The following is a 13,542-nucleotide window of genomic DNA, read 5'->3' on the forward strand; positions in this document are numbered from 1 at the left end:
TCCGAAGACTGTGAGACTGAGCCATGCGCTTCACGATCAAACTTAAGTTGGGACTGGCTTTCGGCGCGATCATCGCGCTGCTGGCCGTCACCACGGTCTTTGGGCTGGCCAGCGCCGCCAAGTCGAACGCCGAGTTCGACGAGGCGGTGGGCGGGCCGGTGGCGCGCATCCGCCTCGCCCAGCAACTGCACATCCATCTGGTCAATGTCGCCAACGCCGAGAAGGACGTCATCCTCGACGCCTCCGGCGAGCAGCGCGACGAGATGGAGCGCAGCGCCGCCCAGGAGCGGGACGCCTTCAACGCCGACTATGACAAGGCCCGCAAGATCGCCACGCCCGAGAGCCTGGCCAAGTGGGATGCGGTGCACCAGGCCTGGGCCGGGCTCACCGATGTCAACGACAAGGTCAATTCGGCGATGAACGCCGGGCGCCGGGCCGAGGCCGCAGCGCTGTCCTCGGGCGAGGGCCGCCGTCACGCCGCCGAGGCCGCCCTGGCGGTGAAGGACCTGGAGGCGCTGGAGCAAAAAGAGCTCGACGACACCAACGACCGCACGGACGTGGCCTACGCCAATACCCGCCTGGTCATGATCTCGGTCGCCATCGCGTCGCTGCTCGCCGCCATCGGCCTGGCGATCTGGCTGTCCCTGACCGTCAGCCGCGGCCTGCGCAAGATCGCCATGATGGCCGAGGCCGTGTCGATCGGCGACCTCTCCAGCACCGTCACCACCACCGCCAATGACGAGATCAAGGACGTCATCGACACCGTCAATGTCATGACCGCCAACCTGCGGGCCACGGCCCAGGTGGCCGACACCATCTCGGTCGGCGACCTCACGGTGCAGCCCAAGCTGCTGTCGGACAAGGACACCCTGGGCATCGCCCTGGAGCGGATGGTCGCCAATCTGCGCGCCGCCGTCGCCGTGGCCGACACCATTTCGGTGGGGGACCTCTCCGTGGAGCCCAAGCCGCTGTCGGACAAGGACACCCTGGGCCTGGCCCTGGAGCGGATGGTCAAGAACCTGCGGACCACGGCCGCCCTGGCCGATGCGGTGGCCGATGGCGACCTGACCGTCCAGCCCAAGCCGCTGTCGGACAGGGACACCCTGGGCCTGGCCCTGGAGCGCATGGTCGACCGGCTGAGCGGCGTGGTCGCCGACGCCATCTCGGCCTCCGAGAACGTCTCGGCCGGCAGCCAGGAGCTGTCGGCGGCCTCCGAGCAGGTGAGCCAGGGCGCCACCGAACAGGCCTCCGCCGCCGAGGAGGCCTCGGCCTCGATGGAGCAGATGGCCGCCAATATCAAACAGAACGCCGACAACGCCAGCCAGACCGAGAAGATCGCCCGCCAGTCCTCCCGGGACGCGGAAGTGTCGGGCGAGGCGGTGACCCGGGCGGTGGAGGCCATGCGCACCATCGCCGAGAAGATCACCATCGTGCAGGAGATCGCCCGCCAGACCGACCTGCTGGCGCTGAACGCGGCCGTTGAGGCCGCCCGGGCCGGGGAGCACGGCAAGGGCTTTGCGGTCGTGGCTTCGGAAGTCCGCAAGCTGGCGGAACGCAGCCAGACCGCCGCCACCGAGATCGGCGCGGTCTCCAGCGAGACGGTGAAGGCCGCGCAATCCGCCGGCGAGATGCTGACCAGCCTGGTGCCCAATATCCGCAAGACCGCCGAGCTGGTGGCCGAGATCTCGGCCGCCTGCCGCGAACAGGACATCGGCGCCAGCCAGATCAATGAGGCGATCCAGCAACTCGACAAGGTGACGCAACAGAACGCCTCGGCCTCCGAGCAGATGTCGGCGACCTCCGAGGAGCTGGCGGCCCAGGCCGAGGAGCTGCAGGCCTCGATCTCCTACTTCAAGACCGTGACCCAGACCGCCCAGGGCCGCCGCGCGCCGGCGGCTCGGTCAAAGGCCAAGCCCCCCATCCGGTCGGCCGATGTCCGGTCGGTCAGCGCCCGTCCCGCGCCCCGCGCGGTTGGGCGCGGCCCGATCGCCGCCCAGCAGGCCCTGGCCCAGGGCTTCGCCCTGGATCTGTCCCAGGGCGGGGCTGACCCCGCCGACGACGAATTCACCGACTACTGACGCCGCCCCGCCGGAAGATCGAGAGACTGAATCATGCGCCTGACCATCAAGCTCAAACTCATCGTGGCCTTCGGGCTTCTGCTCACGCTCCTGGTCGGCGTGGCCGGCTTCGGCATCTTCCAGGTCTACAAGATGGGCGATGGCGAGGATGACATCGTCACCGGACCGGTCGCCCGGCTCGAACGGGCCGAGGCGCTGGAGGTCTCCCTGCTGAAGATCCTCCGGAGCGAAAAGAACCTCGTGCTCTCGAGCGATCCTGAGGCGCATCGGGCGGAGATCGCCAAGCTCGAGGAACAGAAGAAGGCTTTCGGCGACACCCTGGCCGCGGCCATCCAGATCGCCACGCCCGAGGGGCGTCCGAAATGGGAGGCGCTGCAGGACAACTGGAACCAGTTCCTGCCCCTCGACACCGAAATCCGCGCCCTGGTCTCGGAGGGCAAGTCCCCGCAGGCGGTCGCCATCATGCTCGGGCCACAGCGCGAGATTAACAACCAGATCATCAAGACCTCGGAAGACCTCGTGGATCTCAGCCAGCGGCAGGTCGCGACGGCCGATGAGCAATATGATGCGACCGCCTCCACCACCCGGATGACCTTCATCGCCTTGACGGTCGTGGCGGTCCTGCTGGCGGTCGCGGCGGCGTTCTGGCTGTCGCTGACCATCAGCCGGGGCCTCGCCGTGGCGGGGGCGGCGCTGCAGAGCGTCGCCGAAGGCGACCTGACCAGCACCATAGAAGTCACCACCCGCGACGAGATCGGCGATCTCCTCGGCCTGCTGAACGGCATGGTCGAGCGCTTGCGCGGCGTGGTTTCCGACGCGAGATCGGCCTCGGACAATGTCTCCTCGGGCAGCCAGGAACTGTCCTCGGCCTCGGAACAGGTGAGCCAGGGCGCCACCGAACAGGCCTCGGCCGCCGAGGAGGCCTCGGCCTCGATGGAAGAGATGGCCTCTAACATCAAGCAGAACGCCGACAACGCCAGCCAGACCGAGAAGATCGCCCGGCAGTCCGCCAAGGACGCCGAGATCAGCGGCGAGGCGGTCAATCGCGCGGTGGAGGCGATGCGCACCATCGCCGAGAAGATCACCATCGTGCAGGAGATCGCCCGCCAGACCGACCTGCTGGCCCTCAATGCGGCGGTGGAAGCCGCCCGGGCCGGGGAGCACGGCAAGGGCTTCGCGGTCGTGGCCTCGGAAGTCCGCAAGCTGGCGGAACGCAGCCAAACGGCGGCCACCGAGATCGGCGCCGTGTCGTCCGAGACGGTCAAGGCCGCGCAATCCGCCGGCGAGATGCTCACGGCGCTGGTGCCCAATATCCGCAAGACCGCCGAGCTGGTGGCCGAGATCAGCGCCGCCTGCCGCGAGCAGGACATTGGCGCGTCTCAGATCAATGAGGCGATCCAGCAGCTCGACAAGGTCACCCAGCAGAACGCCTCCGCCTCCGAGCAGATGTCGGCGACCTCCGAGGAGCTGGCGGCCCAGGCCGAGGAGCTGCAGGCCTCGATCTCCTACTTCCGCACCGAGGCGCCTGGCGCCGCCGCCCGCCGCCCCGCCCCGGCCCGCCGTCGTCCGCCCGCCGCCGCCCGCCCGGTCGCCGCAGCCGCGCCCGCCCGGCCCAAGCCCAAGTCCGCCCCGCGCACGGCCGTGGCCGCCCAGCAGGCCCGCGCCCAGGGGTTCGCCCTGGACCTGGCCCAGGGTGGTCCTGACGCCGATGACGCCGATTTCCGTGAGTACGCCTGATGACCCACGCTTCGGGGGAAGCCCAATTCGTCACCCTGGGCCTGGGGGCCGAGGTGTTCGCGGTGCCGGTGGAATATGTCCGCGAGATCCTCGACTACCAGCCGCCCTCGGCCCTGCCTGAGGGACCGGTCTATCTGCTGGGCCTGACCGATGTCCGTGGCCGGGCGACGCCCACCCTGGACCTGCGGCTCAAGCTCGGCCTGGCCGCCGCCGCACCGACGCTCAGCACCCGCATCCTGGTGCTGGACGTGCCGGTCGAGGGCCGCCAGCTGTCGCTGGGCCTGGTCGCCGACCGGGTGATCGAGGTGGTGGCCTTCACCGCCGACCAGGTCGAGGCCGCCCCCGACATCGGGGTGCCCTGGCGCTCGGACTATATGCGCGGCGTCGTGCGCCGCGACTCGGGCTTCGTGGTGGTCTTCGATCTCGCCAAGCTGCTGACCAGCCAGGAAGCCGCCGCCCTGCCTGTCGACCGCGCGGCCTGAGGCCGATGTCGATGGAAGCCCTCCAGACGCGGCCCAGCGTCGACCAGCTGAGCCCGCGCAATTTCACGCGGCTGGCCGAGCTGATCCAAAGCTATAGCGGCATCAAGATGCCGTCCAACAAGCGCACCATGCTGGAAGGTCGCCTGCGCCGGCGGATGCGCATCGTCCACATCGACAACCTCAACGACTATTGCAGCTATCTGTTCGAGGGCGACGGCCTGGCCACCGAGATCATTCATCTGATCGACGCGGTGACCACCAACAAGACCGAGTTCTTCCGCGAACCGGCCCATTTCCGCTTCCTGCAGACCGAAGCCCTGCCGGCCCTGGCCGCCAGTGGCCGTCGCGCCATCAAGGCCTGGAGCGCCGCCTGCTCCATGGGCGCCGAGCCCTATACCCTGGCCATGGTGCTGGAGGAGAACCGCAAGCGCAGCCGCCAGGACTATTCGATCCTGTGCACCGATCTCTGCACCCAGGTCCTGGCCCAGGCGATCTCGGGCGTGTTCCCCGAACAGATGATCGAGCCGGTCGAGATGGAGCTGCGCCGCCGCTATGTGATGCGCGCCAAGGCGGCGGATCGCGGCCTGGTCCGCATTGTGCCGGAACTGCGCGCCAAGCTCAGTTTCGCGCGGCTGAACCTGATGGACCAGACCTATCCGGTCGAGGCCGACATGGACCTGATCTTCTGCCGCAACATCCTGATCTATTTCGACAAGCCGACCCAGTCGAAGGTGCTCAGCCAGCTCTGCAACCATTTGCGGCCGGGGGGATATCTGTTCCTCGGCCACTCCGAATCCATCGTCGGGATCGACCTGCCGGTGGACCAGATCGCCAACACCGTCTTCCAGCGCCGATAGGCCCATGACCGCCCCCCGCAAGATCCGTGTCCTGATCGTCGACGACTCCGCCACCGTGCGCCAGACCCTGGCGGCGGTGCTCAGCGCCGATCCCGAGATCGAGGTCCTGGGCGTCGCCTCCGACCCCTATGTCGCCGCCCAGCGAATCCGCGACGAGATCCCCGACGTCATCACCCTCGACGTCGAGATGCCGCGCATGGACGGCATCACCTTCCTGCGCAAGCTGATGAGCCAGCACCCGATCCCGGTGGTCATGTGCTCCTCGCTGATCGAGGCCGGGTCGGAGACCCTGATCCAGGCGCTGGAGGCCGGGGCGGTCGACGTGATCCTCAAGCCGAAGATGGGGGTGGCCGAGCATCTGGCGGAATCGCGCATCCGCATCTGCGATGCGGTGAAGGGCGCCGCCCGGGCCCGGGTGCGCGGTCGCCGTGAAGGACCAGCGCCGACCTTCGTGCGCAACCGCGAGCCGGAGAAGAAGCTCACCGCCGACGCCATGCTGGCCCCGCCCTCCGGCCGGGCCATGGCGCGCACCACCGAGAGCATCATCTGCATCGGCGCCTCGACCGGCGGGACCGAGTCCCTGCGCGAGGTGCTGGAGTCCCTGCCGGCCGACGCTCCCGGCATCGTCATCGTCCAGCACATGCCCGAGAAGTTCACCGCCTCCTTCGCCAACCGGCTCAACACCCTGTGCGAGGTGGACGTGAAGGAGGCCGCTGATGGCGACGCAGTGCTGCGCGGCCGGGTGCTGATCGCGCCGGGCAACCTGCACACCATGATCGAGCGCTCGGGCGCCAACTATCGGGTGTCGGTCAAGGAAGGCCCGCTGGTCTCGCGCCACCGGCCCTCGGTCGATGTCCTGTTCCGCTCCGCCGCCCGCTCGGCCGGCTCCAACGCCGTCGGCGTGATCATGACCGGCATGGGCGACGACGGCGCCCGGGGCCTGGAGGAGATGAAGACCGCCGGCGCCCGGACCATCGCCCAGGACGAGGCCACCTCGGTGGTGTTCGGCATGCCCAAGGAAGCCATCGCCCGGGGCTGCGTCGACCGCATCGTGCCGCTCAACCACATCGCCCAGGAAATGCTCCGGGCCGCCGCGCGGTAGGCGGCATCACCTTCTCCCCAACCGGAGGAGGGACGCCTCAGAACAGCATGTCGTCGTCGGCCTGGGCTTTCGCCGGGGCTTCGATGACCGCGTCCAGGTCCAGATGTTGGGTCGCCTGGCGCTGGGTCTCGCGTTCCTGGGCCATGGTGTAGGTCTTGGCGATGCGGGCCAGCAGCGGGCCCAGCACCTCGATCAGGTCGTCGGTCCAGGGGGTCTCGTCCCCGGCCATGTCGTCCAGGACATCGGCGGCCTCGTCCAAGGTCGCGCCGATCTCGCGCTGGAAATCCAGGCGGGTGGCGGCGCGGCGCAGGGCCTCGACCACGGTCTCGCCCTGGCGCGCCAGGCTGATCAGGTCGGCTTCCACCGATTTGTTGGCGCCGCGCAGGCGTGCGGCGGCGTCGGACAGCGCCTGGCCAGCCCCGGTTTCCACGCCCGTGCCGTCGCCCAGACCGCCCGCGTCAGCGGCCAGGCCTTGCAGAGCAGCGAGCGCCTGATGGGCGGTGATCTCCAGATGTCCGGCCTGGGTGCGCAGCTCCACGGCGATGACGGCCAGCGGCTTGCCGGTCTCGCCGATCCGGCTGCACTTCAATGTGGTGTTCAGCGCCATCTGCTGGACATCGGTCTTGATCGCCTGCAGGCCGGCGATCTGGGCGGACAGGTCGCCCACCGCCGCAGCCGCGGCCGCCCCGGTCTGACCGGCCGCCGTGTCGGCGCGCTCGACCTCGCCGACCAGGTCCACGGCCTGGGCGACATGGGTCTCCAACTGTCCGAGGAAGCCCCCGGTCCCATTGTCGGCCCGGCCAAAGGCCAGGTCGCGCAGGCGCAGGATCTCGCTGGCGTCGGCCGCCATGCCCGACATGCTGGTCCCGATCCGGGCCACGTCGCGGTGGAAGTCGGCGCCCGCCGCCCGCAGCTGCGCGGCCATCAGGCCATGGATGAAGGCTTCCAGCCGCGCCCTGGGTTCAGGCGCCAGGCCGGTGACCTCGTCCAGGGCCTCCAGGCCTTGCTGCACATGCTCGATGCGTTGGCGGGTGATGTCGCCGATCTGCAGGGCGGCCAGCGCCGCGCCGACCTTCTTGTGCACGGCGCGGGCCAGCGCCCCTACCTCGGCGGCGGCGCGGGAGACCTGGACGTGGTGGGCGGTCAGGGCCTCGGCGCTGCTGGCCAGGCCGTCCGGCACTTTCGGCAGCAGGCTGTTGCAGCGCTCGGCCAGGCCCTGCTCATGGGAGAAGGCGGTCTTCAGCTCGCCGCTCAGGGTCCGCAGGTCCCGGTCGAAGGTCGCCAGCTGGGTGCGGCCCAGCTCGATGCAGTCGCAGATCTCCTGGGCGAACAGGCCGAACTCGGTCCCGGCTGCGGCGACGCCGCCGGCGGTGATCTTGATATTGATCGCGAAGACCCGGAGATAGGCCAGGTTGCGCTTCATGTCCTCAATGCAGCCGGCCAGGTCGTCGCCTCGGCGGGCCAGGCGCGCGACCACGTCGCGACGGCCGGAATGGCGTTCGGGCAGGGTCAGCAGGCTGGCGGCCGCGGTCTTCAGCTCCGCCGCCGTGGCCTCCACCGTCGCCGGATCGAGGGTCTTGGTCAGGTTGTCGAGCGAGCTGATCAGCTTGCCGACCCCGTCCACGGCCTGGGCCAGCACCTCGCCGGCCTCCAGGAATCGGCCTTCGACGACCCGCCGCGCCGCCTCCAGGCGACCGGTGACCGGCGAGGCCGCGCTGACATGGGCCAGGGCCAGGGAAGTTCCATAACTCATTGAGACGCCAAGCTTCCTATGGATTTCCACTCTTACGCGACAGGTCCGAAGTTCGCGTAAACAGCCTCGTCTTTCGCGGCCGGATCGGCCAGGGCCGCCTCCATGGCTCCAAACAGGGCCTGGGTGGTCACGGGCTTGCCCAGATGCAGGTCGGCGCCGGCCGCCGCGCTCGCCGCCTGGTGTTCGGGCAATGTGTTGGCGGTCAACATGATGATCGGCGTGCGCGCGGCGCCGCTCTGGGCTTCCAACCTGCGCAGCTCGGCCACCGCTGTCAGCCCGTCCATGACCGGCATCTGCATGTCCATCAGCACCAGGTCGAAGGCGCTGCGGCGAAAGGCCTCGACGGCCTGAGCGCCGTCTTCCACGGCGGTGATCTCGGCCACCGCGCCCAGCATCAGCCCCACCACCTGGCGGTTGGTCGGATGGTCGTCGGCCAGCAGCACGCGCAGGCCGGTCTCGACCTCGAGCTCCGGCTCGGCCTCGGCGGCGGGCAGGTCCAGGGCGCCGGCCGGCAGCGGAATCTCGAACCAGAAGCAGGCGCCTTGGCCGGGCTGGCTCTCGGCGTCCAGCGCGCCACCCATCAGCTCGACCAGCTCGCGGGAAATGGCCAGGCCCAGGCCGGCCCCGCCGAACTGGCGGGTGAAGGTGTCGTCGGCCTGCTGGAAGCGTCCGAACAGCCGGGTCTTGGCGGCCGGATCGAAGCCCACCCCGGTGTCGCGCACCGTGAACCGCGCCCGGCCGTCCGCCGTCCGTTCGGCTGCCAGCACGATGCGGCCGGCCTGGGTGAATTTCACCGCATTGCTCAACAGATTGCTCAGCACCTGGCGCAGCCGGCCCATGTCGCCGACCACCGGGGCGTCCAGCGCCTCGGCCAGGTCGAGCTCCAGGCTCAGCCCCTTGGCCTCGGCCGACAGTCGGAACAGGGCGGCGGTGGACCGCACCGCCTCGCCGGCGTGGAAGGGTTCCGCCTCGACCTCAATACGACCGGACTCGGCGCGCGCCAGGTCCAGGATGTCGGACAACAGCCGCTCCAGGGTCTCGCTGGAGGCGCGGATCATCGACACCAGGGCGTGGGACCGCTCCGACAGGGCGTCGCGCGCCAGCATGTCGGCCCCGGCGATGATGCCGTTCAGGGGGGTGCGGATCTCGTGGCTCATATTGGCCAGGAAGGCGCTCTTGGCCTCGCTGGCCTGCTCGGCCGCCTTCAGGGCCGCGCCCAGCGATTCCGCCGTCGCCCGTCGCTCGGTGACGTCGTCGGCCAGGGTGATCAGGTGGCGGGCGCCCTGGTCGTCATGGGTGGCCAGCACCTTGATCGCGAAATGGCGGGGATTGAGCGGGTCGGCGGTCGAATGGTCCATCCGGGCCATCTCGCCGGCGCTCAGCACTCGGTCCTCGACCTCGCGGAAGCGCGGATCGAACCCGCCGGCGCCGAAGGCCTCGGCCCCGGTGCGGCCCAGCAGATCCTCGGCGGGCAGGCCGAACACATCCTCCGCCGCGCGGTTGACCAGGACGAAGCGCCGGTCGGCGACATTCTTGACGGTGAGCGGCGAGGGCAGGAGCTGGATCACGGTGTCGAGGAAGGCGTGGGTCTCGACCTCGGCGGTGACGTCGCGGCCCACCGCCAGCATGTGACTGGGCACGCCGTCACGCGGACGGATCGGCGAGATCACCGTCTCCCAATAGGCGCCGGCCTGTTCGCCGCCCCGGAAGAAGGCGCGGAACTTGAAGACCTGGCCGGAGCCGGCGGCCGCCAGGGCGCGGTCCAGGCTGAACCGGCTTTCCTCTGGCCACAGGGCGCGCAGGGCGGGCTGGGGCGCTTCGCCAATCCGGCCGAGCAGGGCCTGGGCGCGCGGGTTCATGTAGCGGACCTCGCCGCCGGGGTTCAGCACCCAGATGCAGTCCTGGCTCGCCTCGGCCATCGCCCGGAGCATATCCCCGTCCCAGGCGATGTCGTCTTGGCTCTCTGGCGGGCGGGTCGGCAATCGGGGTCCTCGGCGTCGCGGTTCTGCGCGCGAAGCGGGACCATGCCCAATTAGGGTTGAAAGCGGGGTTAAGGCGCCCGGAAAAGAGTCACCAGCGGCCAAACCCGGGCCCACAAACGCAAAACGCGGCCCCTGGGGGGCCGCGCTGCTGGTCTCGACTTAATTGGAGCGGGCGAAGAGATTCGAACTCTCGACCCCAACCTTGGCAAGGTTGTGCTCTACCACTGAGCTACGCCCGCACTCCATGGAGCTGACCAGCTGGCCCGCCCCGAAATTCGAGAAGCGGGCTTATGGCAGAGGGTCAGGGTCTTTGCAAGCGGGTCCGGCGCGGATTCCTGAGCCGGGGCTCAGCGTCCGAAGCGGGGGGCCTTCAGCCGGCGCTTGTTGACATGCTCCTTCGGGGGCTCGGCGGAGTCCTCCGGGAACTCGCCCTTGAAGTAGAACCGCTGCCAGGCGGTCTTCACCGCCTCGGGGTCGGCCTGGAAGATCTTCTTGTTGAAGGCCGAGCGGTGCTTTTCCCACAGGCCGTACTGCTCACGCAGCTCGGGGTTGGAGGCCATGGAGCGGATCACCGGCTGCACGTCGTCCAGCACCCGGTCCTGGACCAGGGTGATGAAGCAGAAGGGCTCGCCCTTTTCGAACCGCACCTTGCCCGGCCGGGTGAAGATCCAGTTCATGGTGAAGGGGAAGGGCAGCCATTCGGTCTCGACCAGGCCAGCCAGGGGCTGGATGCCGTCCTTGACGTGGTTGGGCGGGCCCTGGGCCATCATCGACCAGCCCGGCGAGGTGCGGAACAGATAGCCGGCGTGGAAGGTCATCACCCCATGGCTGAAGTGCGACTTCACCAGATTGTGGAAATCCGGATTGGGCCGGTCGGGGGTGAGCTTGATGTCCTCCTGCATCAGGCCGCCGTTCCATTCGGCGGTGAAGGCGATCGGATTGAGGATCTCCCAGCCGGTGGTGTTGGCCATGGAGAGCGGCAGGCAGCGATAGGCGTGGCGGTCATGGAACGAGTCCATCCAGGCCCGTTGCGGGCGGCCCGGCACGATCTCCGGCGGCCGCTCGGCGGTGGGGTAGCACTCAAGCTCCATGGAAGGCTCCTTCCTCGAACAGATATGACGTCAAGCTGTAGCGACCGTGGCGCGGTCACGTCCAGTTCCGCTAAGAGATCGGCATGCTGAGCCGCGCCGACCTGATCGCCCTCCTTGACGCCCACGGCGTCGATCATCTGACCACCGAGCATGAGGCCGTATTCCGGGTAGGGGAGGGCGAGGAGGTCAAGCACGCCCTCCCAGGCGCCCACAGCAAGAACCTGTTCCTCAAGGACGCCAAGGGCCGGCTGTGGCTGATCTCGGCCAAGGACGACACGGTCATCGACCTGAAGCGGCTGCACACGGTGATCGGTTCGGCCCGGCTGTCCTTCGGGTCCGCCGAGCTGATGGTCGAGGTCCTGGGCGTCACGCCCGGCTCGGTCACCGCCTTCGCGCTCGCCAACGACCCCGATCACCGCGTGACCTTCGTGCTGGACCGGGCCTTGGCGGAGGCCGCCCAGGTGAATTTCCATCCGCTCGTCAACACCGCCACCACCACGGTCAGCCAGGCCGGCTTCCGGCGGTTCCTGGCCGGGGTGGGCGTCACGCCCCTGGTGGTGGATTTTCCGGCCATGACGGTGGTGGAGGACGTCTTCCCGCGTTGAAGACCGGCCCCAAAGCGCCCATTTTAGCCGCCAAGATGTTTTGAGCCCCGCTGCGGCGGGCACGGGAAAGCGACCATGACCCTGATCGGCGAAACCTCGGCCAAACCGGCCGCCGACCTCATCAAGGACGGCAGCGACGCCGGATTCATGGCCGATGTGATCGAGGCCTCCAAGACCACTCCGGTGATCGTCGACTTCTGGGCGCCGTGGTGCGGCCCCTGCAAACAGCTCGGCCCCGCCATCGAGAAGGCCGTCCTGGCCGCCAAGGGCAAGGTCAAGCTGGTCAAGATCGATATCGACAAGCACCCACAATATGCCGGCCAGCTTCGGGTCCAGTCGATCCCGGCGGTGTTCGCCTTCGTGGACGGCCGGCCGGTGGACGGCTTCATGGGCGCCCTGCCCGACAGCCAGGTGAAGCAGTTCGTCGACCGCATGGCGGGCCAGGGGCCGGCCAATGAGACCGACGAACTCCTGGCCATGGCCAAGGAATCCCTGGAGCTCGGGGACCTCGGCGGCGCGGCCCAGGCCTATGCCCAGATTCTCCAGGGCGACCCGACCCATGTGAAGGCCCTGGGCGGCCTGGCCAAGTGCTACCTGACCGGCGGGGACGCCGAGCGCGCGGCCGAGATCGCCGCCATGGCTCCGGCCGACGCCCGGGACCCGGACCTGGAAAGCGTGCGCGCCACCCTGGCGCTTGCCGAGGAAGCCCCGGCCGAGACCACCGAATTCGAGCGCCGCCTGGCCGCTGATCCCGAGGACCACGAGGCCCGCTTCGAGATCTCCAAGGCCCTGGCCGCCGTAGGCCGCTGGCAGGAGGCCGTCGACCAGCTGCTGACCATCATCGAGAAGGACCGGACCTGGAACGAGGATGCGGCGCGCAAGCAGCTGCTCACGGTCTTCGAGGCCGCCGGCGGGGCCTCCGACATCGCGCGCCAGGGACGTCGCCGCCTGTCGGCGATCCTGTTCTCCTGAGACCGCCCAAGATGACCAGTTACCGGCGCGCCAGCGACCTGCCCCAGGTGATCCCGGTCTTCCCGCTCGACGGGGCCCTGCTGCTGCCGGGCGGCGACCTGCCCCTGCGCATCTTTGAGCCGCGCTATCTGAACATGGTCGACGACGTCATGGCCGGCGACCGGATGATCGGCATGATCCAGACCCGGGCCGGCGGCGAGCGCGAGCGGCCCAATCTCTGCGCCGTCGGCTGCGCCGGCCGGATCACCAGCTTCAACGAGACCTCGGACGGCGCCTATCTGATCACGCTCACCGGCGTCTGCCGCTTCGCGGTGGGCGAGGAGCTGTCGTCGCGCCTGCCCTATCGCCAGGTCCGCGCCGCCTTCACGGCCTTCGCCGAGGATCTGGAGGACGGCGGCGACGATCTCGGGGCCTTCGACCGCAAGCGCTTCGCCCGGGCGCTGAAGACCTATCTCAACCGCCGCGAGCTCGACATCGACTGGGAAACCGCCGAGAGCGCGCCCCTGGAAAGCCTGGTCACCAGCCTGTCCATGGGTCTGCCCTTCGCCACGGTGGAGAAACAGGCCCTGCTGGAGGCGCCGACCCTGGAGGCGCGCTGCGAGGCGCTCACCACCCTGCTCGAGATCGACGCGCTCGAGGACGACGGTGACGAACCCCACAGCATGCAGTAGGGGTGGCCCATGACCGCCGACCTGCCCGCCCTGACCGCCGAGATCGATCCCCGACTGCTGGAGATCCTGGTCTGTCCCCTGACCCACGGGCCGCTGGACTATGACCGCAAGGCCGGCGAGCTGATCAGCCGCCAGGCCAAGCTCGCCTATCCCATCCGCGACGGCGTGCCGATCATGCTGCCGGAAGAGGCGCGGCCGCTGGAGGGGTGAGG

The 13,542-nt window shown here is 69.2% G+C and carries 12 protein-coding genes and 1 tRNA gene; 9 read left to right on the forward strand and 4 right to left on the reverse strand.

What is annotated here, in order from left to right; all coding sequences use genetic code 11:
* The first annotated feature begins 23 nt into the window (after positions 1–23).
* Genes Q7P21_RS02510 through Q7P21_RS02530 form a run of 5 tightly spaced genes read left to right on the forward strand, consistent with a single transcriptional unit; the run spans position 24 to position 6,256 of the window.
* Complete coding sequence (locus tag Q7P21_RS02510; RefSeq protein WP_304175588.1) at positions 24–2,078, forward strand: methyl-accepting chemotaxis protein; 2,055 nt, start codon at positions 24–26, stop codon at positions 2,076–2,078.
* Between the two features lie 33 nt (positions 2,079–2,111).
* Entirely contained in the window at positions 2,112–3,815 is a 1,704-nt protein-coding gene (locus tag Q7P21_RS02515) for a methyl-accepting chemotaxis protein (RefSeq protein WP_304175590.1), read from the forward strand.
* Complete coding sequence (locus Q7P21_RS02520; protein ID WP_304169295.1) at positions 3,815–4,297, forward strand: chemotaxis protein CheW; 483 nt, start codon at positions 3,815–3,817, stop codon at positions 4,295–4,297. The genes Q7P21_RS02515 and Q7P21_RS02520 overlap by 1 nt, the downstream gene beginning before the upstream one ends.
* A gap of 11 nt (positions 4,298–4,308) precedes the next feature.
* Positions 4,309–5,154: a protein-glutamate O-methyltransferase CheR gene (locus Q7P21_RS02525; protein WP_304175593.1), complete on the forward strand. Its 846-nt coding sequence runs from the start codon at positions 4,309–4,311 to the stop codon at positions 5,152–5,154.
* A 4-nt stretch (positions 5,155–5,158) separates the two neighbouring features.
* Complete coding sequence (locus Q7P21_RS02530; protein ID WP_304169301.1) at positions 5,159–6,256, forward strand: chemotaxis response regulator protein-glutamate methylesterase; 1,098 nt, start codon at positions 5,159–5,161, stop codon at positions 6,254–6,256.
* Between the two features lie 37 nt (positions 6,257–6,293).
* Here the strand turns inward: Q7P21_RS02530 and Q7P21_RS02535 are convergent, their stop codons facing one another.
* The 4 genes from Q7P21_RS02535 to Q7P21_RS02550 form a co-directional block, all read right to left on the reverse strand.
* Complete coding sequence (locus Q7P21_RS02535) at positions 6,294–8,009, reverse strand: hypothetical protein (RefSeq protein ID WP_304169303.1); 1,716 nt, start codon at positions 8,007–8,009, stop codon at positions 6,294–6,296.
* 32 nt (positions 8,010–8,041) lie between these two features.
* The gene (locus Q7P21_RS02540) at positions 8,042–9,940 is read right to left on the reverse strand and encodes a PAS domain-containing sensor histidine kinase (RefSeq protein ID WP_304175595.1); all 1,899 of its coding nucleotides are present in this window, start codon (positions 9,938–9,940) and stop codon (positions 8,042–8,044) included.
* A 215-nt stretch (positions 9,941–10,155) separates the two neighbouring features.
* Positions 10,156–10,230, reverse strand: a tRNA-Gly gene (locus Q7P21_RS02545).
* Between the two features lie 108 nt (positions 10,231–10,338).
* Positions 10,339–11,082 carry a DUF6065 family protein gene (locus Q7P21_RS02550; protein WP_304169309.1) on the reverse strand — a complete coding sequence of 248 codons (744 nt, stop codon included), beginning with the start codon at positions 11,080–11,082 and terminating at the stop codon, positions 10,339–10,341.
* An 83-nt stretch (positions 11,083–11,165) separates the two neighbouring features.
* Here Q7P21_RS02550 and Q7P21_RS02555 point away from each other — a divergent pair, with 83 nt between their 5' ends.
* The 4 genes from Q7P21_RS02555 to Q7P21_RS02570 all read left to right on the forward strand — a co-directional run bounded on the left by Q7P21_RS02555 (position 11,166) and on the right by Q7P21_RS02570 (position 13,540).
* Entirely contained in the window at positions 11,166–11,687 is a 522-nt protein-coding gene (locus Q7P21_RS02555; protein WP_304169312.1) for a prolyl-tRNA synthetase associated domain-containing protein, read from the forward strand.
* Positions 11,688–11,762: 75 nt separating this feature from the next.
* The gene (locus tag Q7P21_RS02560) at positions 11,763–12,659 is read left to right on the forward strand and encodes a co-chaperone YbbN (RefSeq protein WP_304169316.1); all 897 of its coding nucleotides are present in this window, start codon (positions 11,763–11,765) and stop codon (positions 12,657–12,659) included.
* A gap of 11 nt (positions 12,660–12,670) precedes the next feature.
* Positions 12,671–13,330, forward strand: a complete 660-nt coding sequence (locus Q7P21_RS02565; protein ID WP_304169319.1) for an LON peptidase substrate-binding domain-containing protein — start codon at positions 12,671–12,673, stop codon at positions 13,328–13,330.
* 9 nt (positions 13,331–13,339) lie between these two features.
* Entirely contained in the window at positions 13,340–13,540 is a 201-nt protein-coding gene (locus tag Q7P21_RS02570; RefSeq protein ID WP_304169321.1) for a Trm112 family protein, read from the forward strand.
* Positions 13,541–13,542 lie beyond the last annotated feature (2 nt).

This window comes from Phenylobacterium aquaticum, assembly GCF_947378715.1.
Taxonomy (GTDB): Bacteria; Pseudomonadota; Alphaproteobacteria; order Caulobacterales; family Caulobacteraceae; genus Phenylobacterium; species Phenylobacterium aquaticum_A.

What these genes read in the sequence shown, in the direction of transcription:
- Q7P21_RS02520 (WP_304169295.1), top strand. Translation starts at nt 3,815, where the DNA reads ATGACCCACGCTTCGGGGGAAGCCCAATTCGTCACCCTGGGCCTGGGG.
- Q7P21_RS02565 (WP_304169319.1), top strand. Translation starts at nt 12,671, where the DNA reads ATGACCAGTTACCGGCGCGCCAGCGACCTGCCCCAGGTGATCCCGGTC.
- Q7P21_RS02560 (WP_304169316.1), top strand. Translation starts at nt 11,763, where the DNA reads ATGACCCTGATCGGCGAAACCTCGGCCAAACCGGCCGCCGACCTCATC.
- Q7P21_RS02555 (WP_304169312.1), top strand. Translation starts at nt 11,166, where the DNA reads ATGCTGAGCCGCGCCGACCTGATCGCCCTCCTTGACGCCCACGGCGTC.
- Q7P21_RS02535 (WP_304169303.1), bottom strand. Translation starts at nt 8,009, where the DNA reads ATGAGTTATGGAACTTCCCTGGCCCTGGCCCATGTCAGCGCGGCCTCG.
- Q7P21_RS02515 (WP_304175590.1), top strand. Translation starts at nt 2,112, where the DNA reads ATGCGCCTGACCATCAAGCTCAAACTCATCGTGGCCTTCGGGCTTCTG.
- Q7P21_RS02540 (WP_304175595.1), bottom strand. Translation starts at nt 9,940, where the DNA reads ATGCTCCGGGCGATGGCCGAGGCGAGCCAGGACTGCATCTGGGTGCTG.
- Q7P21_RS02530 (WP_304169301.1), top strand. Translation starts at nt 5,159, where the DNA reads ATGACCGCCCCCCGCAAGATCCGTGTCCTGATCGTCGACGACTCCGCC.
- Q7P21_RS02570 (WP_304169321.1), top strand. Translation starts at nt 13,340, where the DNA reads ATGACCGCCGACCTGCCCGCCCTGACCGCCGAGATCGATCCCCGACTG.
- Q7P21_RS02510 (WP_304175588.1), top strand. Translation starts at nt 24, where the DNA reads ATGCGCTTCACGATCAAACTTAAGTTGGGACTGGCTTTCGGCGCGATC.
- Q7P21_RS02525 (WP_304175593.1), top strand. Translation starts at nt 4,309, where the DNA reads ATGGAAGCCCTCCAGACGCGGCCCAGCGTCGACCAGCTGAGCCCGCGC.
- Q7P21_RS02550 (WP_304169309.1), bottom strand. Translation starts at nt 11,082, where the DNA reads ATGGAGCTTGAGTGCTACCCCACCGCCGAGCGGCCGCCGGAGATCGTG.